This is a genomic window from Pseudomonas sp. 1121_17, from assembly GCF_052850745.1.
This window is the reverse complement of the sequence record NZ_VXCX01000005.1, coordinates 67,875-93,682: the sequence shown is the minus strand read 5'-3', so window position 1 is coordinate 93,682 and position 25,808 is coordinate 67,875. Positions and strand designations below refer to the sequence as shown.

Sequence of the window (25,808 nt, the reverse complement as noted above, 5' to 3'; positions counted from 1 at the left end):
AAATCAGGCAGCTAAATCAAAAAACTCAGGCCGACGCAGAGCAGCAACGCGGCGAACAGACGTTTGAGCAGGCGCGGCGACAGCTTGTGCGCCAGGCGCGCGCCATAACGGGCAAAAAACATGCTGGTCAGGGCAATGCCAAGCAGTGCCGGCAGGTACACGTAACCCAGGCTGTGCGGCGGCAGGTGGCTGTCGTCCCAGCCCAGCAGCATGAAACTGAGGGCGCTGGCCAGGGCGATGGGCAAGCCGCAGGCCGATGAGGTCGCCACCGCCTGCTGCATCGGCAGGCTGCGCCAGGTCAGGAACGGCACGGTCAACGAGCCGCCACCGATGCCAAAGATTGCCGAGGCCCAACCGATTACCACGCCGGCAGCCGACAACCCAGGCTTGCCAGGAACGCTACGGCTGGCCTTGGGTTTGAGGTCGAGGGCCATCTGCGCGGCGACCACCAGGGCAAACACGCCGATGATCTTCTGCAGCATCGGGCCCTGGATCAACGAAGCGGTTTTGGCGCCGATACCCGCACCGATCAGGATGCCAACGGTCATCCAGACAAAGATCGACCATTGCACCGCGCCTTTGCGCTGGTGCTCACGCACGGCGTTGATCGATGTGAAGATGATGGTCGCCAGCGAGGTGCCGACGGCCAGGTGGGTCAGCACCGAGGGCTCGAAGCCCTGCAAGGTGAAGCTGAACACCAGCACCGGCACGATGATGATCCCGCCGCCCACGCCGAATAGCCCGGCCAGGACGCCGGCGCAGGCGCCCAACAGCAGGTAGAGTACGAACTCCATTCGTCGACCCCATGAAAATTCAGTCCGGCATGGTAACGGAAGCTGGCCTTGTGGCTCTAGTGAAGTCTGTATCAGCTGATGGCCAGTGCTCGATGCAGTGGGTAGAGTGAGCAAAAACCAGAGGCTACGCCATGTGCCTGATCGTATTTGCCTGGCGGCCGGGGCATGCCCTGCCGCTGATCGTTGCGGCCAATCGTGACGAGTTCTATGCCCGCCCCAGTCAGGCGCTGGGCGCGTGGGACGACGCACCGGGGGTGTACGCCGGGCGCGACCTCGAGGCCGGCGGCAGTTGGCTGGGGATTGGTCCGAACGGGCGCTTCGCGGCGCTGACCAATATCCGTGACCCGCGCCAGCCACAAGGCCTGCGCTCTCGCGGTGAACTGGTGGCTGGTTATCTGCGCGGCGAGCTCGGCGTTGAGCAATACCTTGGGCAGGTGGCTAGCCGCAGCAGCGAGTACTCAGGCTTCAATCTGTTGATTGGCGACGAGCAGCAGCTGGGCTACCTGCACGCCTCTGACGCAGCGCCGCAGTTGCTTGAGCCGGGCGTCTACGGGCTGTCCAATGCACGGCTGGACACGCCGTGGCCGAAGCTGGTGCAGACCCGCCAAGGCCTGCGCGAGCTGCTCGACGAGGCCGACCCGCAGCGGCTGCTGGGTTTGCTTGGCAACGCTCAGCCTGCGCTGGACGCCGATTTGCCGGACACCGGCGTTGGCCTGGCCACCGAGCGGCTGCTGTCGAGCGCATTCATCGCCAGTCAGAACTACGGCACCCGCGCCAGCACGGTGCTGCTTGTGCACAAGTCGGGGCAGCGGCGCATGCTCGAGCGCAGCTTTGGTCCCTACGGCGGGCATCTGGGTGAGGTCGAGCTGGCGGTCTGAGCAGAGCCACCAGCATCCTTTGGCTTAGAGGGTCTTGTTCGCGCCAGGCCCGATCATCCGCGCCAGGCCGAGGTTCTTCAGCGCCAGCTGCAGCGAGCTGTGGATAACTTGCGGGTTGTCGTGGCTCATGGCGTCGGCCAGCAGTTCCTTGGCCTTGCTCATGTTGACCTGACGCAGCATCCACTTGACCTTGGGCAGGTTGGTGGCGTTCATCGACAGGCTGTCAAAGCCCATCGCCATCAGCAGGATCGCTGCCGCCGGGTCACCGGCCATCTCGCCGCAGATACTCACCGGCTTGCCTTCGGCATGGGCATCGCGCACCACGGTTTGCACGGCTTGCAGCACTGCCGGGTGCAGATAGTCATACAGGTCGGCGACCCGTGGGTTGTTGCGGTCGACCGCCAGCAGATACTGGGTCAGGTCGTTGGAGCCAACCGAGAGGAAGTCGACCTGACGCGCCAGCTCTTTGGTCTGGTACACCGCTGCCGGGATTTCGACCATCACCCCCACCGGCGGCATCGGTACGTCGGTGCCTTCGTCGCGCACCTCGCCCCAGGCACGGTGGATCAGGTGCAGGGCTTCTTCCAGCTCATGGATGCCGGAGATCATCGGCAACAGAATGCGCAGGTTGTTCAAGCCCTCGCTGGCCTTGAGCATGGCGCGGGTTTGCACCAGGAAAATTTCCGGGTGGTCGAGGGTGACGCGAATGCCGCGCCAGCCGAGAAACGGGTTTTCTTCCTTGATCGGGAAGTATGAAAGCGCCTTGTCACCGCCAATGTCCAGGGTACGCATGGTCACCGGAAGCGGGTGGAAGGCAGCGAGCTGCTCGCGGTAGATCGCCAGCTGTTCCTTTTCGCTGGGGAAGCGCTGCTGGATCATGAACGGCACTTCGGTGCGGTACAGGCCAACCCCTTCGGCGCCGCGTTGCTGCGCCCGGGCGACGTCGGCGAGCAGGCCGGTGTTGACCCACAGCGGCATGCGATGGCCGTCCGGGGTTACGCAGGGCAGCTCGCGCAGTGCGTCCAGGCCTTTGGCAAGTTCGCGCTCTTCTTCGACGACTTCCTTGTACTGCTTGCGCAGCACATCGCTGGGGTTGGTGAAGACTTCGCCCTTGTAGCCGTCGACGATCATTTCGATGCCGTCGACCTTGGAATACGGCAGGTCGACCAGGCCCATCACCGTCGGGATACCCATCGCCCGGGCCAGAATGGCCACATGCGAGTTACCCGAGCCAAGCACCGAAACCAGACCGGCAAGCTTGCCCTCCGGCACCTCGCCAAGCATGGCCGGGGTCAGCTCTTCACTGACCAGAATGGTGTTTTCGGCGTAGACCAGGGTCTGCGAACGGGCTTCCTGCAAGTAAGCCAACAGCCGCCGGCCAAGGTCCTTGACGTCGGAGGCGCGCTCGCGCAGGTAGTCGTCGTCCATCAGCTCGAAGCGGTTGACGTGCTCGCCGACCACCTGACGCAAGGCGCCCTGGGCCCACTGGCCGGTCTTGATCACTTCTACCACTTCGCCACCAAGGGCAGCGTCTTCGAGCATCATCAGGTAGACGTCGAACAGCGCCCGTTCTTCCGGGCGCAGCTGGGTGGCAAGCTTGGCCGACAGCTTGCGCATGTCGGCGCGCACACCTTCGAGAGCGTTGTTGAACAGTTTCAGTTCGGCGTCGATGTCATCGACGGTCTTGTCCGGCACCACTTCCAGATCGGCGGGCGGCAGCATCACCACCGCACGGCCTACCGCAGCGCCCGGCGAACCCGGTACGCCGACGAAGCGCGCCTCTTGAATGCCTTTGCCCTGACGGCCCAGGCCACGGATCGAACCGGTCGCTTCGGCGTGGGCGATAACCCCGGCCAGCTGCGCGCTCATGGTTACCAGGAAGGCTTCTTCGCCCTCGTCGAACTGGCGCCGCTCCTTTTGCTGGATGACCAGCACCCCGACCACACGACGGTGGTGAATGATCGGCGCGCCGAGAAATGACGCGTAGCGCTCTTCACCGGTTTCGGCGAAGTAGCGATACCGCGGGTGACCGGCGGCGTTTTCCAGGTTCAGCGGCTCTTCCCGGGTACCGACCAGGCCAACCAGGCCTTCGTTGGGGGCCATGCTGACCTTGCCGATCGAGCGTTTGTTGAGGCCTTCGGAGGCCATCAGCACGAACCGGTTGGTTTCCGGGTCAAGCAAGTAAACCGAGCAGACATGGCTGCCCATGGCTTCCTTGACGCGCAAGACAATGATCCCCAACGCCGTCTTGAGATCTTTGGCGGAGTTCACTTCCTGGACGATCTTGCGCAGCGTATTGAGCATGGCTCGGGGTCGAACTCCGTCGTCAGTCGCGCGTCAGCAGGCGCGGGGCTAGCTCTTTCAGGGCGCGGCGGTAGACCTCGCGCTTGAATGTCACGACCTGGCCCAGCGGATACCAATAGCTGACCCAGCGCCAGCCGTCGAATTCCGGTTTGCCGGTCAGGTCCATACGCACCCGTTGCTCGTTGCTCACCAGGCGTAGCAGGAACCACTTCTGTTTCTGGCCGATACACAATGGCTGGCTGTGCGTGCGCACCAGCCGCTGGGGTAGACGATAACGCAACCAGCCGCGGGTGCAGGCAAGAATTTGCACATCGTCACGCTCCAGGCCGACTTCTTCATTCAGCTCGCGGTACAGGGCATCTTCCGGCGTCTCATCAGGGTTGATACCGCCCTGGGGAAATTGCCAGGCATCCTGGTTGATCCGTCGAGCCCAAAGCACCTGTCCAGCATCATTGGTGAGAATGATACCGACGTTGGGGCGAAATCCATCCGGGTCGATCACGGCAGCAACCTCGAAAACGCATATTGCCGCATTGTTCCACAAAGCTCACAAGCGCAGCAACGCGCCTGCCGTGCTTATGTGCAGCCGGGTGAAATTCCCTGTGAAATGGGGCTGTTGCGGGCTGCCTCAGACCGGCTTGGCGCCCATCAGGCCCGCAATCGAGACAAAGCACACCGCACTGAACACGGCCAGTGCCAAGGTCAGGCGCAGGCTGCCAGGCTCAGCCCGGCGCAAGCGGTTGAGGCGGATCAGCAGCCACCACACACTCAGCGCACCGACGGTGTAGATCAAGCTCGAGGCCAACAGCCAGGTCTGCCCCAGCGGCCAGCCGACCAGGTGCACCAGCCACCAGCCGGTGAATGGCATGCTCACCAGGCACACGCCGAGCAACAGCCAGACAAACAGCAGGGGGCGGCGCAGCAACTGACTATAGACCGCAGCATCGCTGCGCTGGCGCAGCCGCCAGGTGTAGATGGCCAGGCCCAGGGCGCAGGCGAGCAACAGCACGGTGGCGACAACGTGCACGGTCTTCAGCGTAGTCAGGTATTCCATGTGCAGATCCTTGGGTTGCGCGTGCGGGCCTTGGCGCGGCTGGCGGATACAGCACCGCGCCGAAAAGCGTCTCGAGGTCTAGCTTAGCCCCTCAACCCAAAAACAGCCGGTAGGCCGGGTTTTCGCTTTCATCCCAGTACGGGTAGCCGATCTTGGCCAACGCTGCCGGCACCAGATGACGCTCGTCTTCGGGCACCTGCAAGCCGGCCACCACGCGCCCGTCTGCGGCACCGTGGTTGCGGTAGTGGAACATGGAGATATTCCAGCGCCCGCCCAGCTTGGTCAGGAAGTTGAACAGCGCCCCCGGCCGTTCGGGGAATTCGAAGCGCAGCACGATCTCGTCATGGGCCCGCGCCGAATGGCCGCCGACCATATGGCGGATGTGCAGCTTGGCCAGTTCGTTGTCGGTCAGGTCGATAACCGGGAAGCCTTGCTCGATCAACTGCTGCACCAGCGCGGCGCGCGGGTCGGTATCGGGATGGGTCTGCACGCCGACAAAGATGTGCGCCTCGTCCGAGGTGTGCTTGCGGTAGTTGAATTCGGTTATCTGGCGCTTGCCGATGGCCTCGCAGAAGGCCTTGAAGCTGCCCGGCCGCTCGGGGATGGTAACGGCGATGATCGCTTCGCGCTTCTCGCCCAGCTCGGCGCGCTCGGCCACGTGGCGCAGGCGGTCGAAGTTGACGTTGGCGCCGGAGTCGATGGCGACCAGTGTGTGACCACTGACACCGCTCATTTCCACATACTTCTTGATCCCGGCAACGCCTAAAGCGCCAGCAGGCTCGGTTATCGAGCGGGTATCGTCGTAGATATCCTTGATCGCCGCACAGATCTCATCGGTACTGACCGTGATCACCTCGTCCACATGCAGCTTGCAGATATCAAAGGTGTGCTGGCCGATCTGCGCGACCGCAACGCCATCGGCGAACAGCCCGACTTGCGGCAGCACTACCCGCTCGCCAGCGGCCATGGCCGCCTGCAGGCAGTTGGAGTCGTCCGGCTCGACGCCGATCACCTTGATTTCCGGGCGCAGATACTTGACGTAGGCAGCGATGCCGGCAATCAAACCGCCGCCGCCGACCGGCACGAAGATCGCGTCGAGGCGGCCCGGGTGCTGGCGCAGTATTTCCATGGCCACGGTGCCTTGGCCGGCGATGGTGTGCGGGTCATCGTAGGGGTGGATATAGACGAAGCCCTTTTCATCCACCAGCTTGAGCGAATAGGCCAGCGCCTCGGGGAACGAGTCGCCGTGCAGGACGACCTTGCCGCCACGCGAGCGCACGCCTTCGATCTTGATTTCCGGGGTGGTCTTGGGCATCACGATGGTGGCTTTGATGCCTAGCTCACGCGCAGCCAGGGCCAGGCCCTGGGCATGGTTGCCGGCGGAGGCAGTGACCACGCCACGGGCCAGCTCTTCGGCAGTCAATTGCGCCAGCTTGTTGTACGCCCCGCGGATCTTGAACGAGAACACCGGCTGCAGGTCTTCACGTTTGAGCAGCACTTGATTGCTCAGGCGCTTGCTCAACTGGCCGGCACTGTGCAGCGGCGTTTCGACGGCAACGTCGTACACGCGCGAGGTGAGGATCATCTTGACGTACTGTTCGAGCATCGGGAAAGCATCACTGGCCGCGGGACAAGGCCTGCGAGTCTACCCCAGCGCCACGTCGGCGGACCACAGCAAAGCCGAGGTTTTGCCGGCACTTGCCGCTATACTGTGCGCCTCTCGAAACTCCCCAGCCCCACTCGGAGCCCGCATGACCCAGGACCAACTGAAACAGGCCGTCGCCCAGGCCGCTGTCGATCTCATTCTGCCAAAGCTGGACGACAAGAGCGTCGTCGGCGTCGGCACCGGTTCGACTGCCAACTTCTTCATCGACGCCCTGGCTCAGCACAAAGGTGCCTTCGATGGCGCGGTCGCCAGCTCCGAGGCCACTGCCCAGCGCCTCAAGGGCCATGGCATTCCGGTGTACGAGCTGAACAGCGTCAGCGAGCTGGAGTTCTACGTGGACGGCGCCGACGAGAGCGATGCGCACCTGAACCTGATCAAGGGCGGCGGCGCTGCACTGACCCGCGAGAAGATCGTCGCCGCCGTGGCCAAGACCTTCATCTGCATCGCCGACGGCAGCAAGCTGGTGCCGGTGCTAGGCGAGTTCCCACTGCCGGTCGAAGTGATTCCGATGGCGCGCAGCCACGTTGCCCGCGAGCTGGTCAAGCTGGGCGGCGACCCGGTCTACCGCGAAGGCGTGCTGACCGATAACGGCAACGTGATTCTGGATGTGCATAACATGCAGATCACCAACCCGGTCGAGCTCGAGCGGCAGATCAACGCCATCGTCGGCGTGGTCACCAATGGCCTGTTCGCCGCGCGCCCGGCCGATGTGCTGCTGCTCGGCACCGCCGAAGGGGTCAAGACTCTCACCGCCGAGTAAACAGCGCCGCGCCCACGGCCCCTGTTCAAGGTGGCCGTGGGCTGCGCTACTCAGTCAGCCGGCTGCTTGAACACGTAGAACAGGTTCGGCTCGCTGACCAGATAAATCGTCCCGGCATCATCCATGGCAATCCCCTCCGCCTGCGGCACCGTCTTCTGCAGGCCTTGCGAACCCTTGCGCAGCGACAGCGTACTCAGCGGTTTGCCCTTCACATCCAGCTCCACCACCAGCCGTGATTCATCCGACAGCGCCAGCAGATGGCCGCTGCGCTCATCGAACTGCAGGCTCGACAAGTCCTTTACGAACAACCGCGAATCGCGCTTGCGGTCCTGGTCGACCTGCACCGAATAAGGCTGTTCGGGATTATCGTGGGGGAAGCCGCGCACCTCATAAATCACCATCGGATCGCGCTCCTTGGCCACGAACAGGCGCTTGCCGGCCGAGTCGTAGGCCAGGCCCTCAAAGCCCTTGTTGCCGTTCAGGCCGATGCCCAGGCTGAGCTGCTCGGCGTCGTTGGCGTCGAGAAAGCGCGTGTTGTCATCCAGGCGCACCCGGATCAGGCGTTGCAGGCGCTCGTCGGTAATCACGTAGCTGTTGGGGCCGATGTACTCAACCGCCTCTGGATCACCGAAACCGGTCAACGGCACGCGGCGCAGGATGCGCCCGTCCAACGACAGTTCGATCAGCTCGGAGCGTTTGTTGGTGACGGTAAACAGGGTTTTACGATCAGGGTCGAAGGTCAGCGCCGATACATCGTCATCCAGGCCCTCGATGACCTGTCCTTCAAGCACCACCTGATAACGGTCCAGGCCGATGCTTTGCTCGGCCGGCTGCCACCAGGTCTTGAGGTTGAACCAGCCGCGCTCGAACAGTCGCGATTCATAACCCTTCACGCCGATCGCCAGTAACACGACAACAACTGACAGCAGCAACAGCACAGGCAAGCGGAGATAACGGCGCATGGAGGCAAACTCGGTGAATGGGAGGCAAAGCTAATCACGATCAGCTGAAGACAAGCTTAATGCCATCATTGCCGTTGCCGTTATTTCTTCTTGAAGCGGTAGAACAGATCCGGCTCGCTGACCATGTACAAAGTGCCGTGCTCATCCATGGCCACGCCTTCAGCGCGCGGGATACGGTCTTTGAGACCGTTGAAGCCACCGAGCAGGGTCATGAAGCTGACTTGCCCACCGGTCTCATCCAGTTCCAGCAGCATGTTCGAATCAGCCGACAGCAGCAGTGTGTGACCGGTGCGCGGGTCGATGCTCATGCCCGACAGGTTGCGCAGGTCGAGTTCATCGCTAGGCACTGGCTGCTTGGTACCCGTAAGCGGGCTGCGACCATCGGTGGCCCAGGTGAACAAGCGCGGTGGACGCTCCTCGCCGAACAGCAGACGCTGGCGCAGCGGGTCCCAGGCAACGGCTTCGAAACCCTTGTTCTGATTGGCTGACTCACCCAGATCGTAGCTGCGAAAATCCTCACGCTTGAGCTCGCGGGTCTCAGGCCCGACCGTAACCAGGGTGAGCTCATGGTTGCGCTCATCGACAATGGCCAAATGGTCACCCTCAAGCACCGCCACGCCTTCCGGGTTCGACCAGCCATGTAACGGCATCTTGCGCAAGACGTCACCGTCCAGCGTCAGCTCGACCAGAAACGGGTTCTTGCCCATCACCGCAAACAGGGTTTTGCTCCGGGGGTTGTAGGCAAGGTCAGAGGCTTCGTCATCGTTCATGCCGGGCAGCACCTTGGCATCGATGTCGACCGTGTAGTCCGGCAGCCAGATGCTTTCGCTGCGCTCTCCGGTGGTTTCGAAGCGCTCCTTGACCCAGAGCAGGCCACGATCATCCCAGTGCATGGCGAACACCACGGCATAACCGATCACCGCCACGACACCCAGCAAAAAGGGCCAACGCAGGAACAGGCGACGCTTGCGGGAAGGGGGAACTGAAGCGCTGGATGACGTCATAGCAGGAGATTCCTGAGACAGCCGAGCAGGGTTTGGCCGCGGCGAATGGGCTTTCGGGTAGCCGCATTATCCAGATCGTTTGTGAAAAAAATGACAAGCCTTGCATAAACATCGCGCTGGCTCCCGCTCTGGGGATTTGCTCCACCATGGAGCCAGCGCGCTAGGCAAACAGCTCCTTAGAGCACCTTGCTCTCGAAGCGGCACACGCCAGGCAGTTCCAGCACCAGCTCGTCACCGGCCTCGAACGGGCCGACCCCAGCTGGGGTCCCAGTCAGAATCACATCACCGGCCTGCAGCGAGAACTGCGCGGCCATGTGCTGGATCATCGGCACGATCGGGTTGAGCATCAGCGCGCTGCTGCCGTCCTGGCGCACGGCACCATTGATGGTCAGGCGCACCGGGATGTCGGTGAGGTCGTCGAATGCGCTGGCGGCCACGAACGGTGGCAGTACGCAGGCGCCATCAAAGCTCTTGCTCAGCTCCCACGGCAGGCCCTTTTCCTTGAGTTTGGCCTGCACGTCACGCAGGGTCAGGTCCAGCGCCGGGGCAAAGCCGGAGATGGCGTCGAGCACTTCTTCTACCGAAGGCTTGGCCGAAAGGGGCTTGCCCAGCAGCACGGCGATTTCGGCTTCATAGTGCACCGCACCACGATCGCTCGGGATCTTGAAGCCGCCTGCCAGAGGCACCACACAGCTGCCTGGCTTGATGAACAGCAGTGGCTCGCTCGGGATGGGGTTGTCCAGTTCCTTGGCGTGCTCGGCGTAGTTGCGCCCGATGCAGACCACTTTGCCCAGCGGGAAGTGGATGCGCGTGCCGTCTACATACTGGTGCTGGTAACTCATGGCCGATTCCTTGTGCTGGCTGCTTTTATTCAGGAGCGAAGATCTTACCCGGATTCATGATGCCGTTAGGGTCGAAAACGGCCTTGATTGCCTTCATGCAGGCGATTTCTTGCGCTGAGCGACTGTAACCGAGGTAGTCACGTTTGGTCATGCCGACACCATGCTCGGCCGAGATCGAGCCGTTGTAGCGCTGGACAATCTCGAACACCCACTTGTTGACCCTGGCGCAGGAGGCGAAGAAATCGTCCTTGCTCATGTCAGCGGGCTTGAGGATGTTCAGGTGCAGGTTGCCGTCGCCGATATGGCCATACCAGACCACTTCATAGTCCGGGTAATGCTCGGCGACCACGGCATCGATCTCACGCAGGAAGGCCGGCACCTTGGAAACGGTGACCGAGATGTCGTTCTTGTACGGCGTCCAGTGCGAGATGGTTTCGGAGATGTACTCGCGCAGCTTCCACAGGTTTTTCAGCTGGGTCTCGCTCTGGCTCATCACCCCATCCAGCACCCAGCCCTGCTCGACGCAGTGCTCGAAGGTAGCCAGGGCGTCATTGGCCACGTCCTCGTTGCTGGCTTCGAATTCCAGCAGTGCATAGAACGGGCAGGCGGTGGCAAACGGCGGCGGGACATCGCCGCGGCCCATGACCTTGGCCAGGGCCTTGTCGGAGAAGAATTCGAAGGCGGTCAGGTCCAGCCGGCCTTGAAACGCGTGCAGCACCGGCATGATCGAGTCGAAGTCAGCGGTGCCAAGAACCATCGCCGTGAGGTTGCGTGGCGCCCGGTCGAGGCGCATGGTCGCCTCGACGACAAACCCCAGTGTGCCCTCGGCACCGATGAACAGCTGGCGCAGGTCATAGCCGGTGGCGTTCTTGATCAGGTCCTTGTTCAGCTCGAGCAGCTCGCCCTTGCCGGTGACGACCTTGATGCCGGCCACCCAGTTGCGGGTCATGCCATAGCGGATCACCTTGATCCCGCCGGCATTGGTGCCGATGTTGCCGCCAATCTGGCTGGAGCCTGACGAAGCAAAGTCGACCGGATAATAAAGGCCGTGCTCTTCGGCCAACTGCTGCAGCTGACGAGTGATCACGCCAGGCTGGCAGACCACGGTGCGGTCGAACTCATTGAAGGCGAGCACCTGGTTCATGGCGTCGAAGGCCACCACCACTTCACCGTTGGCAGCGACGGCCCCGGCGGACAGGCCAGTGCGGCCCCCGGAGGGCACCAGCGCAACTTGATGGCGATTGGCCCAGGCGACGATGGCCTGCACTTGTTCGATGGTCTTGGGCAGCACAATCGCGCTTGGCGCGGGCGGGTAATGCTTGGTCCAGTCCTTGCCGTATGCCTCCAGCGAAGCAGGGTCGGTAAGCACCTTGCCAGGGTCGACCAGGGTCAGCAGCTCTTCCATTACCGCAGGATGGGTCATCGCCGGAACTCTCGACTTATTCATAGTCACCCTGAGCACTCTTCACCTGTCGGTGGGAGCTCAGATTGTGTCGCGTATGCTAGCATAGCCCTCCCGCTGTTCGTGCTAAGGCCGACGCCGCGCCGCTTCACCTCCTCGCCATTATTTCTCCGGGATACAGGTTTACGCAGATGAGCAAGACTTCTCTCGACAAGAGCAAGATCCGGTTCCTTCTTCTTGAAGGTGTGCATCAGAACGCGGTCGATACCCTCAAGGCTGCCGGCTACACCAACATTGAGTACCTGACCGGTTCAATACCCGAAGCCGAGCTCAAGGAAAAGATCGCCGACGCGCACTTCATTGGTATCCGCTCGCGGACCCAACTGACTGAAGAAATCTTCGACTGCGCGAAGAAGCTGGTGGCGGTAGGTTGTTTCTGCATCGGCACCAACCAGGTCGATCTCGGCGCTGCTCGCGAGCGCGGCATTGCCGTGTTCAACGCGCCTTACTCGAACACCCGTTCGGTGGCCGAGCTGGTTCTCGCCGAAGCGATCCTGCTGCTGCGCGGCATCCCCGAGAAAAACGCTGCCTGCCACCGCGGCGGCTGGATCAAGAGCGCGACCAACTCGTTCGAGATTCGCGGCAAGAAGCTCGGCATCGTCGGCTACGGCTCGATCGGCACCCAGCTGTCGGTACTGGCTGAAAGCGTCGGCATGCAGGTGTACTTCTACGACCCGCTGACCAAGCTGCCGCTGGGCAACGCCACGCAGGTGGCTAGCCTCAACGAACTGCTGGGTCTGGCTGACATCGTCTCCCTGCACGTCCCTGAGCTGCCATCGACCCAGTGGATGATCGGCGAGAAAGAAATCCGCGCGATGAAAAAGGGCTCGATCCTGATCAACGCCGCCCGCGGTACCGTGGTCGAGCTGGAAAGCCTGGCCAACGCGATCAAGGACAAGCACCTGATCGGCGCCGCCATCGACGTATTCCCGGTGGAGCCGCGCTCCAACGATGACGAGTTCGAAAGCCCGCTGCGTGGCCTGGACAACGTCATTCTCACCCCGCATATCGGTGGCTCGACTGCCGAAGCGCAGGCCAACATTGGCTTGGAAGTCGCCGAGAAGCTGGTCAAGTACAGCGACAATGGTACTTCGGTGTCGTCGGTCAACTTCCCGGAAGTGGCCCTGCCGGCCCACCCAGGCAAGCACCGCCTGCTGCACATCCACGAAAACATCCCGGGCGTGCTCAGCGAGATCAACAAGGTCTTCGCCGAAAACGGGATCAACATCTCCGGTCAGTTCCTGCAGACTGACGAGAAGGTTGGCTACGTGGTGATCGACGTCGATGCCGAGTATTCGGATCTGGCTCAGGAAAAACTGCAGCACGTGAAGGGCACTATCCGCTCGCGCGTACTGTTCTGAGCTTGATTGCTTCCTGAAGATTATTGGGGCTGCTTTGCAGCCCTTCGCGGGTGAACCCGCTCCCACAGCAAACCTTGTGGGAGCGGGTTTACCCGCGAAGGGTCGCAGAGCGGCCCCAATTACTGTCACTTAACGGTAACGGTAATTTTCTGCGACTCAACGCTAGGCTTGAACGGCACATGATACTTGTCGCCCAGCACCAACTGCAGGGTGTGCTTGCCTGGTGTCAGGGTGATGGTCGCTTCAGTCTGCGCCTTGCCGAAATGCAGCACCTGCGGCCCAGCCGGCAGCGGCGCATTGTTCTCTGGCATCAGGCTGGTCGGCAGCGGTGTATCGCTCAGGGGCTGCTTGTCGACATCTACCAGCAAGTGGTGGTGGCCGCTATGCGGAGTCTGGTCGCCAGCGGGTTTCAGCGCCATGCCTTCGATGGCAAATTTGACGGTAAAGGTCTTGTCGACCGTGGCACCATCCGCCGGGGAAACAATGAAGACCTTGGCACCCTTCGGCGGCTCCTGGCTTTGCAGGGCATCCGCTGCACTGGCGAGTACCGACGCCCCCATGAGCAGACCGGCAACGGCAGCACGCGAAAATAGGCTGTTCATTCACTTCTCCTGTGATTCACTTCATTGACCGCCGCCAGGTAACGATCGGCAGCGGAGCATCAACATAGTCCAAATGTGGCCCGAGGTGTCTGGGCCCGCTGTCACAAATAATTTATCAGCGGTTTAAACATTAGGAGAGACCCACGGTCATAGCCAGCGTTCGACCGCCACCACAAATAAAGCAGCGGCGAATGAAATTTACCTGCTGAACAAGAAGGGATACTCATGCGTTTGACCATTGGCGTACTGCTGACAGTACTGATCAGTCCGTTGGCCCAGGCCGAGCTGATAGACGAAATCAACGACCGGGGCGAACTGCGCATTGCCGTGCAAGCCGATACACCGCCTTATGCCTTCAAGCAGGACGAACACCTGGCGGGCTTCGATGTCGAGCTGGGCCAGGCCCTGGCCAAGGAGCTGGACCTGCGTGCCGAGTTCATCGAAACCCCCGCAGAGCAGATATTGCCCGAGGTCGAGAGCGGCAAGATCGACGTTGCCCTGAGCCAGCTTCGCGCTGCGCAGAAGGTCGACGCGGCATTGGATGTCAGCCAGCCGTTTGGCAGTGACAAACTGGTAATCCCGTTCCAGAAAGACAACCCGGCCTTCGAGAGCGCAGTGAACAACGCCCTGCAGCGGATCAAGGATGACGGCAGACTGGCGGACCTTGAAAAGAAATGGCTCAAGGGTGAGCAACCTACCGCCGGCCAGTAACCTGCTGATGACATCTCAGTGGTCGAGGGCTGCCAGCGCCTGCTGCGCCTCGGCCAACTGCAGCTCGCTGAACACCAGCACGCCTTCGCGGCGCAGCAGCGCAGTAGTCACGCCCTGCCCCGCCACTTTGACCCCGCTGAAGCTGCCGTCGTAGGTCAGTTGGTTACCGCAGGAGGGGCTGCCGGACTTGAGTACGGCGACCCGGATGCCGTGCCGACGCACCAGCGCCAGGGCGATCTGCGCACCCGCCAAAAACGCCGCACTGACGTCCTCGCCCGACACTGCAATCACCTGCGCCTGCCCGTCGAGCACCTGCGCGCCCTGCCCGCCGGGGATTTCTGCAGGTGGCCGCGGGGTCGGCAAGCCGCCAGCTACCTCCGGGCACAGCGCTACCACACGACCCTCGGCCTGCCAGCCTTGCAGCACGTCCGGATGGCCACTGGCACGCCCGTCGTAGCGCACCGGCTGGCCCAGCAGACAGGCGCTGACCAAAACCGGCGACAATTCAGAACGGTTCATTGCCACGCCTACGGAACCAACCCGTCAACGACAAGCGCTCACGCCCGGCCGCCAGCACTTCGTGGGGCACGTCGGCGGACAGAAACACCACCAGTGTGCCCGCTGTCGGCGCTACGTCATGCACACGCTGGTCATCGAGGAACATGCGCAACTCGCCGCCGTCGCCAGACTGCCAGTCCTGATTGAGATAGATCACAGCCGACACGGCGCGGCGGTCGTCATCGCGAAAGCGGTCCAGATGGCGCCGATAGAACGCCCCCGGCGGATACAGGGCGAAATGGCATTCGTAGTCTTCAAGGCCGATGAACAAGCCCTGATTGATTGCCTGACGCAGCGCGTCCATGGCGTCCAGGTAACGGTCGCAAGCGCTCGACTCGCCAGGCTCCAGCCAGCGGATATGATCGCCACGGATAGCCTCGCGAACCTCTAGCGTGCCGCCACGGCCAACCCCGGCAGGGTTGAGCTGGCCGTCGCCGGCGCGCCGGTGGCATTCAGCAGCCAGCGCGCTGACCAGCTCGGCCGGCAAAAAGTCGGCCTGCTGCGACCAGCCCTGGCTGGCCAGGTCATCGACAATCGCGGACAGCTTTGAAACATCAGAAGTAATGTGCATGGCGCATCATAGCCATTCGCCCAGGCCCCCTCCAGCGCCACTTGGCTGACCGGCGTCATTGCGTCTCGACAAACTCCCACTGCGCCACGGACAATAGCGCACTGCCGACAGGAGTCCTGAATGCGCCGTTTGTTTTCCCTGCTGTTGCTGATGATCTGCACCATGCCTGTCTGGGCAGACAGCCTCGATCAGCTGTACAAGGCCGCCGGCTGGCCCGACCAGCGCGCCCATTTCAATGATGCCGTGAGTGCTGCCCAACAGCGCTACCGCAACAGCCTGCCGCCTGCGGTTTACCAGGCGCTGGTGAGCAACAGCAACCAACGCTTCCAGGCCCAGGCCATGGACCAGCGCGCACAGGCGCAGCTGCGCAGCAAGCTGGCCAACCCGGCGCCAGCGTTGGCGTTCTTCAATTCGCCGTTGGGGCGCAAAGTGGTGGCCGCCGAGTTGCTCGCCACACGCAAGGACCAATTGGCCAAGAACGCCAAAGGCCTGCCCAAGCTGCAGGTCAGCGACACCCGGCAACTGATCATGGGCCACCTGGCCCAGGCCCTGCCCGCGCGCGAAGCCGGCGCCGAAGTCAGCCTGGCGATCGCCGGCGTGGCTGCCGACAGCCTCAGCTCGATGATCCCAGGGCTGTTTGGTGGCGGTCAGGCGCAAGGGTTGCTCGACGGCCAGCGCCAGCGCCTGATGAACCAGATCGGCGAAGATCTCAACAACACCTTGCTCTACGTCTACCGCGAGCTCAGCGATGCCGAACTGGAAGAGTTCGCCAACTTCGCCGAGTCCGCCGACGGCCAGGCGTACTACCAGGCCGCACTGGCGGCAGTGCGTGCGGGGCTTGCGGTCGGCCAGAACGGCAATCAGCTCAAGTAATCAGCCCAGCCGCTGGCTGATGAAATCGAGGTAGCGCTGACGGGTTGTCGGCAGTTCATTGGCCAGATGATGGCGCGCCTCTGGCAGCAGCAGGATCTGCGGATCAGCGAACTTGGCCTTGAGCACCTTGAGGTTGTAACGCCAGTCGACCGTGCCATCCGCCTCGCCCTGCACGATCAACGGCCTGCGCGTGCTCGGCGGCGCCGCCTCGATCCGCTTGACCCAGCTCATCAGCGCACCGACCCAGGCAGTCGGCAAACGCCGTGGTTGCAGCGGGTCGGCCTGCAGAAACGGCAGAAACGCCGGGTCGTTGCTGTTTTCGCTGAACTGGCGCTGGATGCCGTTGACGAAGTGGCGCAGCAATCGATAGCTGAGCTTGGACCAGTGCCACGCCCGCGGCCGCACCAGCGGTGCCAGCAGGATCAGCTCGCCATCGACCGGGCTGTGCTCGCCGGCATGCAGCACGTGATCGACCGCGATCGCCCCACCGGTGCTCTGCCCGCATAGATGCCACGGGCGTGGCAGCTCCAGCTCGCGGGCCTGGCCGAACAGCGCCACCAGGGTCTGCTGATAAAGCCCGAAGTCACTGATGCTGGCCCGCTCGCCACTGGACAGGCCATGCCCGGGCAAATCACAGCTGACCACCGCAAAGGCCTTGCTCAGCGCCCACTCGATGACATGCCGGTACAGCCCCATATGGTCATAGTAGCCGTGTAGCACGAACAGCGTCGCCACCGGCTGCGGCGGCAGCCAGGCCTGGCCGACCAGCTCGAAACCGCCCGCCTCGAAGCTGCCGAGCAAACGCTGCACAGGCAGATCCAGGCCATAGAAGCGCTGGTACGCAAGCGCCTCGGCAGATAACGGCTGGCGGCTCGACAATGGCGCGAGGCCGCTGCGCAGGTCGACGTTGAAAGGAGCAGGCATCGGCAAAATCCGCGAACAAGTATTGATCTGGGATATTCAGCTCAAGCGCGGCGCATGGCAAGCTGGGCGCCCCTTCAACTCATTGCCAAAAGCGAGTACCGCAGCTGCGGCCCCCCATGAAAAAGCTGTCGACCTTGGCCATCACCCTGCTCTGCGCCGCCGTGCTCTGGTGGGCTTACGACAGTTTCCAGTCACGTTATCTGCGCCCGTTCGCCAATCAGGCCACGCTGTTCGAGGGTAGCCAGCTGCGCCTGCCCGCCGAGCTTGCCGGCCCCGGGGCGATCCGTGTGGTGCATTTCTGGGACCCGGCCTGCCCGTGCAACGTCGGCAACCAGCAACACCTGAGCGAGCTGGTCGAACAGTTCACGCCGCAGGGAGTGAGCTTCTATCTGCTGCAAAAGCCCGCCAGCCATGGCGCGCTGCCGGCCAACCTGGCCGCGCTCAAGGTCCTGCGCGAGCTGCCCGGCAGTGCCAGCCTGCCCGCCAGCCCTGCGGTGGCGATCTGGGACCGCCAGGGCCGACTGGCCTACTTCGGCCCGTACAGCGAGGGTGCTGTGTGCAACTCAAGCAACAGCTTCATCGAGCCAATCCTCAAGGCCTTGCTCGAAGACCGCAACGTGAGCGCCTCCAACACCGTCGCGGTCGGCTGCTACTGCGCCTGGGCGGGCTGACGCTCGCGGGCCGGATTGCCCACCACCACCGCGCCGGCGGCGACGTCGCGAGTCACCACGCTGCCGGCACCGATCACCGCGTCATCACCGATGGTGACGCCCGGCAGGATGATCGCACCGCCACCGATCCAGACGTTGTTGCCGATGTGCACCGGCCGGCCGCTTTCGAGACCGGTGCGGCGCACGTCCGGGTCGAGCGGGTGATCGGCGGTGTAGATCTGCACCGACGGCGCGATCTGGCAGTCGTGGCCAATGTGCACCGGCAGCACGTCGAGGATCACGCAGCTGAAGTTGATAAAGGTGTTGGCACCGATGCTGATGTTGTAGCCATAGTCGCAGTAGAACGGCGGGCGGATGATCACGCCCTCGCCGACGGCGGCAAGATGCTCGGCCAGCAATGTATGGCGGCTGAGCTTGAGCTGCTCGTCGCTGCTGTTGTAGCGGTCCATCCACTGCTTGTTGCTGCGCTGCTCAGCCTGCAACTCGGGGCAGCCTGCGTGATAGAGCTGGCCGCTGAGCATCTTCTGTTTTTCGCTGAGGGACATGCAGACTCCTTTGGGGGCTATGCTGGTGGCGCGATTCGGTCAATGATCTGACAACCGTTTGCGTTGATATGCACAAGGAGTTCTGATGAAACGCAGCTTGACCGTACTGGCCGTGCTGATTGCCGTGGCCGCTGCTGGCGGTTACTGGTATGTCCACAGCAAGCAGCCACAACGCGATGGCGAGCTGAGCCTGCGCGGCCTGCAAGCGCCGGTCAACGTGCGCTACGACGAGCGCGGCGTGCCGCACATCCAGGCGCAGAGCGAAACCGACCTGTACCGCGCGCTGGGCTATGTGCACGCCCAGGACCGGCTGTTCCAAATGGAGATCATGCGCCGCCTGGCCCGTGGCGAGCTGGCCGAAGTGCTCGGCAGCAAGCTAGTCGCCACCGATACCCTGTTCCGCAGCCTGCGCATCCGCGAACAGGCCGCCCGCATGGTCCAGCGTCAGGATCGCCAAGGCCCGGCCTGGCAGGGTTTGCAGGCCTATCTGGATGGGGTGAACCAATGGCAGGCCAGCCACCCCAAGCCGGTTGAGTTCGATCTGCTCGGCATCACTCCACGCCCCTTCGGCGCCGAAGACACCCTGAGCATTGCCGGTTATCTGGCCTACAGCTTCGCCGCCGCGTTTCGCACTGAACCGGCGCTGACCTACATCCGCGATCAGCTTGGCGCCGATTACCTGAACATCTTCGACCTGGCATGGCAGCCCGAAGGCGCCCTCGCCCCGCGCCTGGCAGCCGCCGACTGGCGTAGCCTCGAGCAACTGGCCAGCGCCAGCCAGGATGCTCTGGCCGCCGCCGGCCTGCCGCAGTTCGAGGGCAGCAATGCCTGGGCCGTATCAGCCAGCCGCACCCGTAGCGGCCGCCCGCTGCTGGCCGGCGACCCGCATATCGGCTTTGCCGTGCCGGCGGTGTGGTACGAGGCCGAGCTGTCGGCGCCGGGTTTTGAGTTGTATGGCTACTTCCAGGCACTTAATCCGTTTGCCCTGCTCGGTCACAATCGCGACTTCGGCTGGAGCCTGACCATGTTCCAGAACGACGACGTCGACCTGATTGCCGAGCGCAGCAACCCGGCCAATCCCGAACAGGTGATGATCGACGGCCAGTGGCAAACCCTGCAACGCAGCCAGCAGCAGATCGCCGTGAAGGACGCAGCGCCGGTCGAGATCACCCTGCGCAGCTCGTCCCACGGGCCGATCGTCAATAGCGTGCTCGGCGAAACGGCGGGACCCACGCCGATTGCCATGTGGTGGGCGTTTCTGCAAACCGAAAACCCGATCCTTGAAGGCTTCTACCAGCTCAACCGCGCCGACAGCCTGAACAAGATGCGACTGTCGGCGGTGAAGATTCAGTCGCCCGGGCTCAACCTGGTGTGGGCCAATGCCGCTGGCGACATCGGCTGGTGGGCCGCGGCGCAGTTGCCAATCCGCCCGGAGCGGGTCAACCCGGCGTTCATTCTCGACGGCAGCAGCAGCCAGGCAGACAAGCTTGGCTTCTACCCCTTCAACCTCAACCCGCAGCAGGAAAATCCAGCCAGCGGCTACATCGTCTCGGCCAACTTTCAGCCACCCGCCACGATCCAGGTGCCGGGTTACTACAACCTTGCCGACCGCGGCCGCCAGCTTGACCGGCAACTGGCCAACCAGCAGATCAAGTGGGACATGGACAACAGCCAGGCGCTGCAACTGGATACCGCCAGCGACTACGGCCCACGCCTGCTCGCGCCATTGCTGGCGACCCTGCGCGAAGCTGCCGAGGGCGTGCAGGAGCAGGAGCTGGTCGAGCAACTGGCAGCCTGGCGCGGTGACTACCCGCTGGATTCGACCAGCGCGACCCTGTTCAACCAGTTTCTGTACGAGCTGGCCCATGCCGCACTGCACGATGAGCTGGGCGACACGTGGTTCACGATGCTGCTCAACACCCGCGCCATCGACGCCGCCCTGCCCCGACTCGCAGCTGACCCGGAATCACCTTGGTGGAACCAGCGCGGCGCCAGTCAACCTGCAGGGCGCAGTGCGGTGGTGCGCCAGGCCTGGCGCAAGACGTTAGCCCACCTGGGCGAAACCTTTGGCGCCGACCCGGCCAACTGGCAATGGGGCAAGGCGCATACCCTGACCCATAACCATCCGCTGGGCGTGCAGAAGCCGCTCAACCTGCTGTTCAACGTCGGCCCGTTTGCCGCGCCGGGGACCCACGAAGCGCCGAACAATCTCTCGGCCAAGATCGGCCCGGCGCCCTGGCCGGTAACCTATGGGCCTTCGACCCGGCGGATCATCGACTTCGCCGACCCCGCCAAGGCGCTGAGCATCAACCCGCTCGGCCAGAGCGGCGTGCCGTTCGACCGGCATTATCGCGATCAGGCCGAGGACTACATCGAAGGCCGTTATCAGCGGGCGCAGTTGGGCGTGATCCCGGCGCGCAGTACCTTGCGCCTGCTGCCTGCCGAATAGCCTTTCGCAGAAACAAAAACGCCGACGCAAATGCGTCGGCGTTTTTTCAGGGCAGTCAGCGTGCGAATCAGAACGCTGGCAGTACCGCACCGCTGTATTTCTTGGCGATGAAGGCTTTCACTTCCGGGCTGGTCAGCGCTTTGGCCAGTTTCTGCATGGCAGCGCTGTCCTTGTTGTCCGGGCGAGCCACCAGGAAGTTGACGTACGGCGAGTCGCTGCCTTCGATGATCAAGGCGTCCTTGGCCGGGTTCAGACCTGCTTCAAGGGCGTAGTTGGTGTTGATCATGTCCAGGTCAACCTGGTCCAGCACGCGCGCCAGCATGGCCGATTCAAGTTCCTTGAACTTGAGGTTCTTAGGGTTCTCGGCGATGTCTTTCGGCGTGGCCAGGGCGTTTTTCGGGTCTTTCAGGGTGATCAGGCCAGCCTTCTGCAGCAGGATCAGGGCGCGGCCGCTGTTGCTGCCCTCGTTGGGGATGGCAACGGTAGCGCCGTCTTTCAGCTCGCTGAGGTTCTTGATCTTCTTCGAGTAGCCGCCGAAGGGTTCAACGTGGACACCGATCACGGTGACCAGGTTGGTGCCTTTACCTTCGTTGAAGCTCTTCAGGTACGGCAGGGTCTGGAAGTAGTTGGCATCCAGGCGCTTCTGATCGACCTGCACGTTCGGTTGCACATAGTCGGTGAAGACCTTGATCTCCAGGTCGACACCTTCTTTGGCCAGGGTCGGCTTGATCAGTTCGAGGATCTCGGCGTGCGGCACCGGGGTGGCAGCGACTACCAGTTTCTCGGCCGCATGGGCAACGCCAGTCAGCGCCAGGGCAGCAGCCAGGGCCGCAGTCAGCAGGGATTTCTTCATGGTGATCCTTAAGTAAGCTGAGCCATCGGCGACGGCAATATGGGTGCCCGGCGCAAGCTGCGCTGGGCGTGAAGCGGACGATACCGGGATTTTATATTCCGGAACAATATCTTTTGATTAGCTGCTTATATCAAAAAGAGTTGGCCACCATCGACTTCGCTTATTAGCCGCATGATGGGCTATTTGAGTGCCGCCAATGCTGACTCGAGCAACTGGCGCAGGGCTGCGCTGGTGTGCGGCTCACGGCTCTGAGCGAGCTGGCTCAGTCGCGCCGTCAGGCTGGCCAGCGGTGCGGTGTCGGGCAGGTCGAGTTGCTCGGCGAGGATCTCCTCGCCATCGCTCACCAGCAGTGCGAAATGGATGATGTTTTCCAGCTCGCGGGTATTGCCCGGCCAGGTATGCGCCTCCAGCGCTTGCTGCGCCAGGTCGCTGATCAGTGGCACCGGCCGCTCCAGCCGGGCGCTGTAAATGCCGACGAAGTACTCGGCCAACGGCAGGATATCGCCTACCCGCTCACGCAGTGCCGGCAGTTCCAGCTCGCCCTCGTGCAGGTACAGGTAGAGCCGCTCGTTGAAGCGCCCTGCCGCCACGGCCAGGGCCAGGTCAATGCTCGAAGCGGCAACCAGGCGCACGTCGACCGGCTGCGGCTGCTGCGCACCGACCCGGGTCACTTCGCGGTTTTCCAGCGCGGCGAGCAACTTGGCCTGAATCGCCAACGGCAGATCGGCAATCTCATCCAGGTACAGCGTGCCGCCATTGGCCGAACCAAACCAACCGGCCCGGCTGCTGGCGGTGCCGCCGTGGCTGCCGGCGCTGTAGCCGAACAGTTCGGCATCGGCGTAGGTATGGCTGATGGCGGCGCAGTTGACCGAAACGAACAGCCCGGCGCGGTCGCTGGCGCGATGGATCTGCCGCGCCAGCAGCTCCTTGCCGGTACCAGTTTCGCCACGGATCAGCACCGGCAACGGCTGCACTGCCAGACGCTCCAGGTCTCGGCGCAGCTGCTGCGAGCGCGGGTCGACAAACACCAGCGCCTTGGCGCGAATGCTCAGCGGGCTTTTATCCAGCTCGGGGAAGGTCAGCAGCGGCTGGCCGAAAGGGGCGTGCAAGGTCATGACAAACTCCCGCCGGGCCATCAGCAGCCGGGCGTCTCAGGCATTCTGTGGATAACTGGCGGGTCAGGCGCGCCGTAGCGTGCGCTGCTCGATCCGGCTTTGCAGGCGGTACAGGTAGGCAAAGCCCTGCTCCCAGCGCTCATGCCCGGACTTGACGTTGATATGCCCGGCATTGGCCAACAGGCCCGCCTCGGCCGCCCATTCCTGGGCCAGGTACAACGCTCGTGGCACACTCACCGCCGGGTCGTTGTCCGAGCTCACCACCTGGCTGGCAAACGGCAACGCCTGCAGTGGGATCGGCGCGAAGTTGCGCAGCGCCGGCGCGCAGGTTGGCCGTTCGACATCCGCCGGTGCCACCAGCAAGGCGCCACGTACCCGCGCGAGCAAAGCCGGGCTGGCTGCAGCGGCCCAATGGGCAACGGTGATGCAGCCCAGACTGTGGGCAATCAGGATTACCGGCGTACTGTCAGCGGCAATCGCCTGCCCCAGCGCCTGCACCCAATCGCGCCGCTGCGGCGTAAGCCAGTCGGCCTGCTCGACCCGAGCGCTGTTGGGCAGGCTGCGCTGCCAGTGGCTTTGCCAATGATTGTCTGGCGATCCTTGCCAGCCCGGCACAATCAGGTAACGAATTGACTCATTGCGCATGGGGACGCCTCCAGCAAGTTTGCGTGCTTGTTGACCAGTATAGGGAGCGAGATATATCCGTAAAGGAATAAGAAGCTATTTATTTATAACCAATTTTCCTTTGGCAAATAAAAAAAGGGCCATCCCCCTGCCAAGAGGTATGGCCCTGAAGCACTTGCCTGAAGAGGGTACGACGAGCTCTAGCGTGCGGTTATCACCGCCAGCTTGGTGATCCCGGCGCGTTCGATCGCCGCCATGGCGCGGGCTACTTCGCCGTAATTGACGCCATCGTCGGCCTGCAGCTGCACTCGCAGCTCGGCGTCCTTGAGCTTGGCTGCCTTGAGGTTGCTTTCGAGTAGGTCTGGCTGGATCTCGTCCTTGTTGATGAACAGCTTGCCGCCACCATCGATGCTCACCACCAGCGGGTCTTTCTGCTCGACCGGGGCCACGGCTTCGGTCTTGGGCAGATTGATCGGTATGGCGTTGGTCAGCAGCGGTGCGGTGACGATGAACACCACCAGCAGCACCAGCATGACGTCGACCAGTGGCGTGACGTTGATTTCACTGAGGACTTCGTCGTTCTCCTGGGTTGAAAAGGCCATATCAGGACGCCTCTTTCACGGGCTGGGTGAAGCCGGCCTGAGGCTTGTGTGCGGTCGGGTGGACCAGCACGCGGAAGGCGCTCTTCTGGGCCAGGCTGTAGAAGTCATGAGCAAAGTCATCGAGGTCGGCAGCGGTCAGCTTGAGCCGGCGCAGGAAGTAGTTGTAGACCAGCACCGCCGGCACCGCGACGGCAATACCAACGCCGGTTGCAACCAGTGCCGCACCGATCGGCCCGGCCACCGTTTCGAGGCTGGCCGAACCTGCCGCACTGATGCCCTTGAGCGCTTCCATGATGCCCCACACGGTGCCGAACAGGCCGATGAAGGGCGAGGTGCTGCCGATACTGGCGACTACAGCAAGGCCGGTTTCCAGCGAGCGCCGTTCACGCACGATCTGCTGGCGCAGGGCGCGTTCGAGGCGGTCCTGATGGTTGATCGACTGGCTAAGGTCGCTGGCATGGCCAGGCTCGCCCACGGCGATGGCGGCGTACCCGGACTGCGCCACACGGGCGGCCGGGCCTGGCAGTTCGTGGCTGAGCTCGGCCGCCGAGTCGAGGCTGGAGGCAGCCCAGAACTGCTTGTGAAAGCGTTTGTCCTGGTTCTTCAGGCGCACGAACTGTACGGCCTTGATCAGCGCCAGGCCCCAGGTGGCGACAGAGAACACAACCAGCAGCCATATCACGGCTACTTCAACGGACTCGAGGGGAGATACGGATGCCAGGCTCATGATGAAGTCTTCCTATGTTCGGTCGGTATACGGTTCAGGTGCATGTTCAGGGGTGTAATCAGCGCAGCTTGAAGTCGATCGGCACACTTACCCAGCCGGACTGGGCGACATCGCCCTGCTTGGCCGGGACAAAGCTCCAGCGCTTGACGGCCGCCAGTGCGGCGTCGTCGAGGGCCGGGCGGCCACTGCTTTTCTGAATCTGGATCTGGCCGGGCTTGCCGCTGGCCGTGACCTCGACCCGGAGCAGCACGGTGCCTTCCCAGCCGCGGCGCTGGGCCATCTGCGGGTATTCCGGCGCCGGGTTCTTCAGGTATGCAGCGTTGGCCGACGGCGGCGTGACCGGCGCTGGCGCCGGTGGAGCTGGCGTTGGCGTTGGCGCAGGTGCTGCAACTGGCGGCGGCGGAGTTTCCACCGGTTTCGGCACGGGCTTGGCGACAGGCTTTGGCACCGGCTTGGGTTTCGGTTTAGGCACAGGCTTGGGCGCAGGTTTGGCCGCCAGCTCATCGACTATCGGCGGCGGTGGCGGCTCGACTACCGGAGGCGCTGGTGCAGGCGGTGGCGGTTCGACCACGGGCGGGGCCGGTGCGGAAAACTCGATGGTCATGGGTGGGATCTGCGGTGGCACGACCGGCAACGGCGGGGTCGGGCTCTGGCTGATCCAGTACGCCGCCGCGCCATGCAACGCCACTACCAGCAGTGCCAAGGCCCATTTGTCGCGGCGCTTGAGGCCGCTGACCGGCGTGCGTTGCAGGCGCAGCTGGCCGAGTGGCAGACGAAGCGTGCGTCCAAGCTCGACCAGGTCGCCCGGGGCCGGGCGCCATGGCTGGTCATAGGCCCTGACGGCCGTATGGACATTACCCATTGATCAAACTCCTGGGGTCTTGATTCATGGCTGA

The 25,808-nt window shown here is 63.1% G+C and carries 27 protein-coding genes; 7 read left to right on the top strand and 20 right to left on the bottom strand.

Going from position 1 to position 25,808, the window contains the following annotated elements; translation table 11 throughout:
* Nucleotides 1–11 precede the first annotated feature (11 nt).
* Nucleotides 12–794 (bottom strand): sulfite exporter TauE/SafE family protein, encoded by a 783-nt coding sequence (locus FW789_RS12335; RefSeq protein WP_446431500.1) that lies wholly within the window; start codon nucleotides 792–794, stop codon nucleotides 12–14.
* A gap of 131 nt (nucleotides 795–925) precedes the next feature.
* Here FW789_RS12335 and FW789_RS12330 point away from each other — a divergent pair, with 131 nt between their 5' ends.
* Nucleotides 926–1,672 (top strand): NRDE family protein, encoded by a 747-nt coding sequence (locus FW789_RS12330; protein ID WP_340612262.1) that lies wholly within the window; start codon nucleotides 926–928, stop codon nucleotides 1,670–1,672.
* A 24-nt stretch (nucleotides 1,673–1,696) separates the two neighbouring features.
* Here FW789_RS12330 and ptsP read toward each other — a convergent pair whose 3' ends face one another.
* The 4 genes from ptsP to ilvA form a co-directional block, all read right to left on the bottom strand.
* On the bottom strand, nucleotides 1,697–3,976 hold the full coding sequence (gene ptsP / locus FW789_RS12325; protein ID WP_103435643.1) for a phosphoenolpyruvate--protein phosphotransferase: 2,280 nt from the start codon (nucleotides 3,974–3,976) through the stop codon (nucleotides 1,697–1,699).
* Nucleotides 3,977–3,998: 22 nt separating this feature from the next.
* The gene (locus FW789_RS12320; protein ID WP_101315386.1) at nucleotides 3,999–4,478 is read right to left on the bottom strand and encodes an RNA pyrophosphohydrolase; all 480 of its coding nucleotides are present in this window, start codon (nucleotides 4,476–4,478) and stop codon (nucleotides 3,999–4,001) included.
* 126 nt (nucleotides 4,479–4,604) lie between these two features.
* A complete protein-coding gene (locus FW789_RS12315) occupies nucleotides 4,605–5,030 on the bottom strand; it encodes a DUF2269 family protein (RefSeq protein WP_103435642.1) in 426 nt (141 codons plus the stop codon).
* Between the two features lie 91 nt (nucleotides 5,031–5,121).
* Nucleotides 5,122–6,636: a threonine ammonia-lyase, biosynthetic gene (gene ilvA, locus FW789_RS12310; RefSeq protein ID WP_411562334.1), complete on the bottom strand. Its 1,515-nt coding sequence runs from the start codon at nucleotides 6,634–6,636 to the stop codon at nucleotides 5,122–5,124.
* Between the two features lie 145 nt (nucleotides 6,637–6,781).
* On the opposite strand from ilvA, the gene rpiA reads away from it, so the two are divergent.
* Nucleotides 6,782–7,456, top strand: coding sequence for a ribose-5-phosphate isomerase RpiA (gene rpiA / locus FW789_RS12305; RefSeq protein WP_103435641.1), 675 nt, complete (start codon nucleotides 6,782–6,784; stop codon nucleotides 7,454–7,456).
* Between the two features lie 50 nt (nucleotides 7,457–7,506).
* Here rpiA and FW789_RS12300 read toward each other — a convergent pair whose 3' ends face one another.
* The 4 genes from FW789_RS12300 to FW789_RS12285 form a co-directional block, all read right to left on the bottom strand.
* The gene (locus tag FW789_RS12300; RefSeq protein ID WP_101315379.1) at nucleotides 7,507–8,418 is read right to left on the bottom strand and encodes an SdiA-regulated domain-containing protein; all 912 of its coding nucleotides are present in this window, start codon (nucleotides 8,416–8,418) and stop codon (nucleotides 7,507–7,509) included.
* An 80-nt stretch (nucleotides 8,419–8,498) separates the two neighbouring features.
* Nucleotides 8,499–9,422, bottom strand: coding sequence for an SdiA-regulated domain-containing protein (locus tag FW789_RS12295; protein ID WP_186701120.1), 924 nt, complete (start codon nucleotides 9,420–9,422; stop codon nucleotides 8,499–8,501).
* 176 nt (nucleotides 9,423–9,598) lie between these two features.
* On the bottom strand, nucleotides 9,599–10,264 hold the full coding sequence (locus FW789_RS12290) for a fumarylacetoacetate hydrolase family protein (protein ID WP_103435639.1): 666 nt from the start codon (nucleotides 10,262–10,264) through the stop codon (nucleotides 9,599–9,601).
* Nucleotides 10,265–10,289: 25 nt separating this feature from the next.
* On the bottom strand, nucleotides 10,290–11,687 hold the full coding sequence (locus FW789_RS12285) for an FAD-binding oxidoreductase (RefSeq protein WP_101315373.1): 1,398 nt from the start codon (nucleotides 11,685–11,687) through the stop codon (nucleotides 10,290–10,292).
* Between the two features lie 170 nt (nucleotides 11,688–11,857).
* Between FW789_RS12285 and serA the strand changes: the two genes are divergently transcribed.
* A complete protein-coding gene (serA, locus tag FW789_RS12280; RefSeq protein ID WP_446431499.1) occupies nucleotides 11,858–13,087 on the top strand; it encodes a phosphoglycerate dehydrogenase in 1,230 nt (409 codons plus the stop codon).
* 125 nt (nucleotides 13,088–13,212) lie between these two features.
* On the opposite strand, the gene FW789_RS12275 is transcribed toward serA, so the two are convergent.
* On the bottom strand, nucleotides 13,213–13,689 hold the full coding sequence (locus tag FW789_RS12275; protein WP_103435638.1) for a DUF4399 domain-containing protein: 477 nt from the start codon (nucleotides 13,687–13,689) through the stop codon (nucleotides 13,213–13,215).
* 225 nt (nucleotides 13,690–13,914) lie between these two features.
* Between FW789_RS12275 and FW789_RS12270 the strand changes: the two genes are divergently transcribed.
* On the top strand, nucleotides 13,915–14,400 hold the full coding sequence (locus FW789_RS12270; RefSeq protein ID WP_103435637.1) for a substrate-binding periplasmic protein: 486 nt from the start codon (nucleotides 13,915–13,917) through the stop codon (nucleotides 14,398–14,400).
* Nucleotides 14,401–14,415: 15 nt separating this feature from the next.
* On the opposite strand, the gene FW789_RS12265 is transcribed toward FW789_RS12270, so the two are convergent.
* A complete protein-coding gene (locus FW789_RS12265; protein WP_103435636.1) occupies nucleotides 14,416–14,919 on the bottom strand; it encodes a DUF523 domain-containing protein in 504 nt (167 codons plus the stop codon).
* Nucleotides 14,906–15,529, bottom strand: a complete 624-nt coding sequence (locus FW789_RS12260) for a 2OG-Fe(II) oxygenase (protein ID WP_446431498.1) — start codon at nucleotides 15,527–15,529, stop codon at nucleotides 14,906–14,908. Before FW789_RS12260 ends, FW789_RS12265 begins: the two co-directional genes overlap by 14 nt.
* 120 nt (nucleotides 15,530–15,649) lie before the next feature.
* On the opposite strand from FW789_RS12260, the gene FW789_RS12255 reads away from it, so the two are divergent.
* Nucleotides 15,650–16,402, top strand: a complete 753-nt coding sequence (locus FW789_RS12255) for a DUF2059 domain-containing protein (RefSeq protein WP_101315360.1) — start codon at nucleotides 15,650–15,652, stop codon at nucleotides 16,400–16,402.
* Here the strand turns inward: FW789_RS12255 and FW789_RS12250 are convergent, their stop codons facing one another.
* A complete protein-coding gene (locus FW789_RS12250) occupies nucleotides 16,403–17,326 on the bottom strand; it encodes an alpha/beta hydrolase (protein WP_103435634.1) in 924 nt (307 codons plus the stop codon). It abuts the gene before it with no gap.
* 116 nt (nucleotides 17,327–17,442) lie between these two features.
* Between FW789_RS12250 and FW789_RS12245 the strand changes: the two genes are divergently transcribed.
* On the top strand, nucleotides 17,443–17,997 hold the full coding sequence (locus FW789_RS12245) for a DUF6436 domain-containing protein (protein ID WP_103435633.1): 555 nt from the start codon (nucleotides 17,443–17,445) through the stop codon (nucleotides 17,995–17,997).
* On the opposite strand, the gene FW789_RS12240 is transcribed toward FW789_RS12245, so the two are convergent.
* Nucleotides 17,976–18,542 (bottom strand): sugar O-acetyltransferase, encoded by a 567-nt coding sequence (locus FW789_RS12240; RefSeq protein ID WP_103435632.1) that lies wholly within the window; start codon nucleotides 18,540–18,542, stop codon nucleotides 17,976–17,978. The genes FW789_RS12245 and FW789_RS12240 overlap by 22 nt on opposite strands.
* 85 nt (nucleotides 18,543–18,627) lie before the next feature.
* Here FW789_RS12240 and FW789_RS12235 point away from each other — a divergent pair, with 85 nt between their 5' ends.
* Complete coding sequence (locus FW789_RS12235) at nucleotides 18,628–20,991, top strand: penicillin acylase family protein (RefSeq protein WP_446431497.1); 2,364 nt, start codon at nucleotides 18,628–18,630, stop codon at nucleotides 20,989–20,991.
* A 67-nt stretch (nucleotides 20,992–21,058) separates the two neighbouring features.
* Here FW789_RS12235 and FW789_RS12230 read toward each other — a convergent pair whose 3' ends face one another.
* The 6 genes from FW789_RS12230 to FW789_RS12205 all read right to left on the bottom strand — a co-directional run bounded on the left by FW789_RS12230 (nucleotide 21,059) and on the right by FW789_RS12205 (nucleotide 25,774).
* Nucleotides 21,059–21,844 (bottom strand): MetQ/NlpA family ABC transporter substrate-binding protein, encoded by a 786-nt coding sequence (locus FW789_RS12230; RefSeq protein WP_411562339.1) that lies wholly within the window; start codon nucleotides 21,842–21,844, stop codon nucleotides 21,059–21,061.
* Between the two features lie 179 nt (nucleotides 21,845–22,023).
* Nucleotides 22,024–22,959 (bottom strand): sigma 54-interacting transcriptional regulator, encoded by a 936-nt coding sequence (locus FW789_RS12225; RefSeq protein ID WP_411562340.1) that lies wholly within the window; start codon nucleotides 22,957–22,959, stop codon nucleotides 22,024–22,026.
* Nucleotides 22,960–23,022: 63 nt separating this feature from the next.
* Nucleotides 23,023–23,604, bottom strand: a complete 582-nt coding sequence (locus tag FW789_RS12220) for an alpha/beta hydrolase (RefSeq protein WP_103435629.1) — start codon at nucleotides 23,602–23,604, stop codon at nucleotides 23,023–23,025.
* Between the two features lie 179 nt (nucleotides 23,605–23,783).
* Complete coding sequence (locus FW789_RS12215) at nucleotides 23,784–24,185, bottom strand: ExbD/TolR family protein (RefSeq protein WP_446431496.1); 402 nt, start codon at nucleotides 24,183–24,185, stop codon at nucleotides 23,784–23,786.
* A 1-nt stretch (nucleotide 24,186) separates the two neighbouring features.
* Nucleotides 24,187–24,912, bottom strand: coding sequence for a MotA/TolQ/ExbB proton channel family protein (locus tag FW789_RS12210; RefSeq protein WP_103435628.1), 726 nt, complete (start codon nucleotides 24,910–24,912; stop codon nucleotides 24,187–24,189).
* A gap of 58 nt (nucleotides 24,913–24,970) precedes the next feature.
* Entirely contained in the window at nucleotides 24,971–25,774 is an 804-nt protein-coding gene (locus FW789_RS12205) for an energy transducer TonB (RefSeq protein WP_207072880.1), read from the bottom strand.
* Nucleotides 25,775–25,808: the final 34 nt, after the last annotated feature.

What these genes read in the sequence shown, in the direction of transcription:
- FW789_RS12250 (WP_103435634.1), bottom strand. Translation starts at nt 17,326, where the DNA reads ATGCCTGCTCCTTTCAACGTCGACCTGCGCAGCGGCCTCGCGCCATTG.
- FW789_RS12230 (WP_411562339.1), bottom strand. Translation starts at nt 21,844, where the DNA reads ATGAAGAAATCCCTGCTGACTGCGGCCCTGGCTGCTGCCCTGGCGCTG.
- FW789_RS12235 (WP_446431497.1), top strand. Translation starts at nt 18,628, where the DNA reads ATGAAACGCAGCTTGACCGTACTGGCCGTGCTGATTGCCGTGGCCGCT.
- FW789_RS12335 (WP_446431500.1), bottom strand. Translation starts at nt 794, where the DNA reads ATGGAGTTCGTACTCTACCTGCTGTTGGGCGCCTGCGCCGGCGTCCTG.
- ilvA (WP_411562334.1), bottom strand. Translation starts at nt 6,636, where the DNA reads ATGCTCGAACAGTACGTCAAGATGATCCTCACCTCGCGCGTGTACGAC.
- FW789_RS12265 (WP_103435636.1), bottom strand. Translation starts at nt 14,919, where the DNA reads ATGAACCGTTCTGAATTGTCGCCGGTTTTGGTCAGCGCCTGTCTGCTG.
- FW789_RS12220 (WP_103435629.1), bottom strand. Translation starts at nt 23,604, where the DNA reads ATGCGCAATGAGTCAATTCGTTACCTGATTGTGCCGGGCTGGCAAGGA.
- FW789_RS12315 (WP_103435642.1), bottom strand. Translation starts at nt 5,030, where the DNA reads ATGGAATACCTGACTACGCTGAAGACCGTGCACGTTGTCGCCACCGTG.
- FW789_RS12215 (WP_446431496.1), bottom strand. Translation starts at nt 24,185, where the DNA reads ATGGCCTTTTCAACCCAGGAGAACGACGAAGTCCTCAGTGAAATCAAC.
- FW789_RS12275 (WP_103435638.1), bottom strand. Translation starts at nt 13,689, where the DNA reads ATGAACAGCCTATTTTCGCGTGCTGCCGTTGCCGGTCTGCTCATGGGG.
- rpiA (WP_103435641.1), top strand. Translation starts at nt 6,782, where the DNA reads ATGACCCAGGACCAACTGAAACAGGCCGTCGCCCAGGCCGCTGTCGAT.
- FW789_RS12240 (WP_103435632.1), bottom strand. Translation starts at nt 18,542, where the DNA reads ATGTCCCTCAGCGAAAAACAGAAGATGCTCAGCGGCCAGCTCTATCAC.
- serA (WP_446431499.1), top strand. Translation starts at nt 11,858, where the DNA reads ATGAGCAAGACTTCTCTCGACAAGAGCAAGATCCGGTTCCTTCTTCTT.
- FW789_RS12260 (WP_446431498.1), bottom strand. Translation starts at nt 15,529, where the DNA reads ATGCACATTACTTCTGATGTTTCAAAGCTGTCCGCGATTGTCGATGAC.
- FW789_RS12210 (WP_103435628.1), bottom strand. Translation starts at nt 24,912, where the DNA reads ATGAGCCTGGCATCCGTATCTCCCCTCGAGTCCGTTGAAGTAGCCGTG.
- FW789_RS12225 (WP_411562340.1), bottom strand. Translation starts at nt 22,959, where the DNA reads ATGACCTTGCACGCCCCTTTCGGCCAGCCGCTGCTGACCTTCCCCGAG.
- FW789_RS12205 (WP_207072880.1), bottom strand. Translation starts at nt 25,774, where the DNA reads ATGGGTAATGTCCATACGGCCGTCAGGGCCTATGACCAGCCATGGCGC.
- FW789_RS12290 (WP_103435639.1), bottom strand. Translation starts at nt 10,264, where the DNA reads ATGAGTTACCAGCACCAGTATGTAGACGGCACGCGCATCCACTTCCCG.
- FW789_RS12270 (WP_103435637.1), top strand. Translation starts at nt 13,915, where the DNA reads ATGCGTTTGACCATTGGCGTACTGCTGACAGTACTGATCAGTCCGTTG.
- FW789_RS12245 (WP_103435633.1), top strand. Translation starts at nt 17,443, where the DNA reads ATGAAAAAGCTGTCGACCTTGGCCATCACCCTGCTCTGCGCCGCCGTG.
- FW789_RS12285 (WP_101315373.1), bottom strand. Translation starts at nt 11,687, where the DNA reads ATGACCCATCCTGCGGTAATGGAAGAGCTGCTGACCCTGGTCGACCCT.
- FW789_RS12300 (WP_101315379.1), bottom strand. Translation starts at nt 8,418, where the DNA reads ATGCGCCGTTATCTCCGCTTGCCTGTGCTGTTGCTGCTGTCAGTTGTT.
- FW789_RS12295 (WP_186701120.1), bottom strand. Translation starts at nt 9,422, where the DNA reads ATGACGTCATCCAGCGCTTCAGTTCCCCCTTCCCGCAAGCGTCGCCTG.
- ptsP (WP_103435643.1), bottom strand. Translation starts at nt 3,976, where the DNA reads ATGCTCAATACGCTGCGCAAGATCGTCCAGGAAGTGAACTCCGCCAAA.
- FW789_RS12255 (WP_101315360.1), top strand. Translation starts at nt 15,650, where the DNA reads ATGCGCCGTTTGTTTTCCCTGCTGTTGCTGATGATCTGCACCATGCCT.
- FW789_RS12330 (WP_340612262.1), top strand. Translation starts at nt 926, where the DNA reads ATGTGCCTGATCGTATTTGCCTGGCGGCCGGGGCATGCCCTGCCGCTG.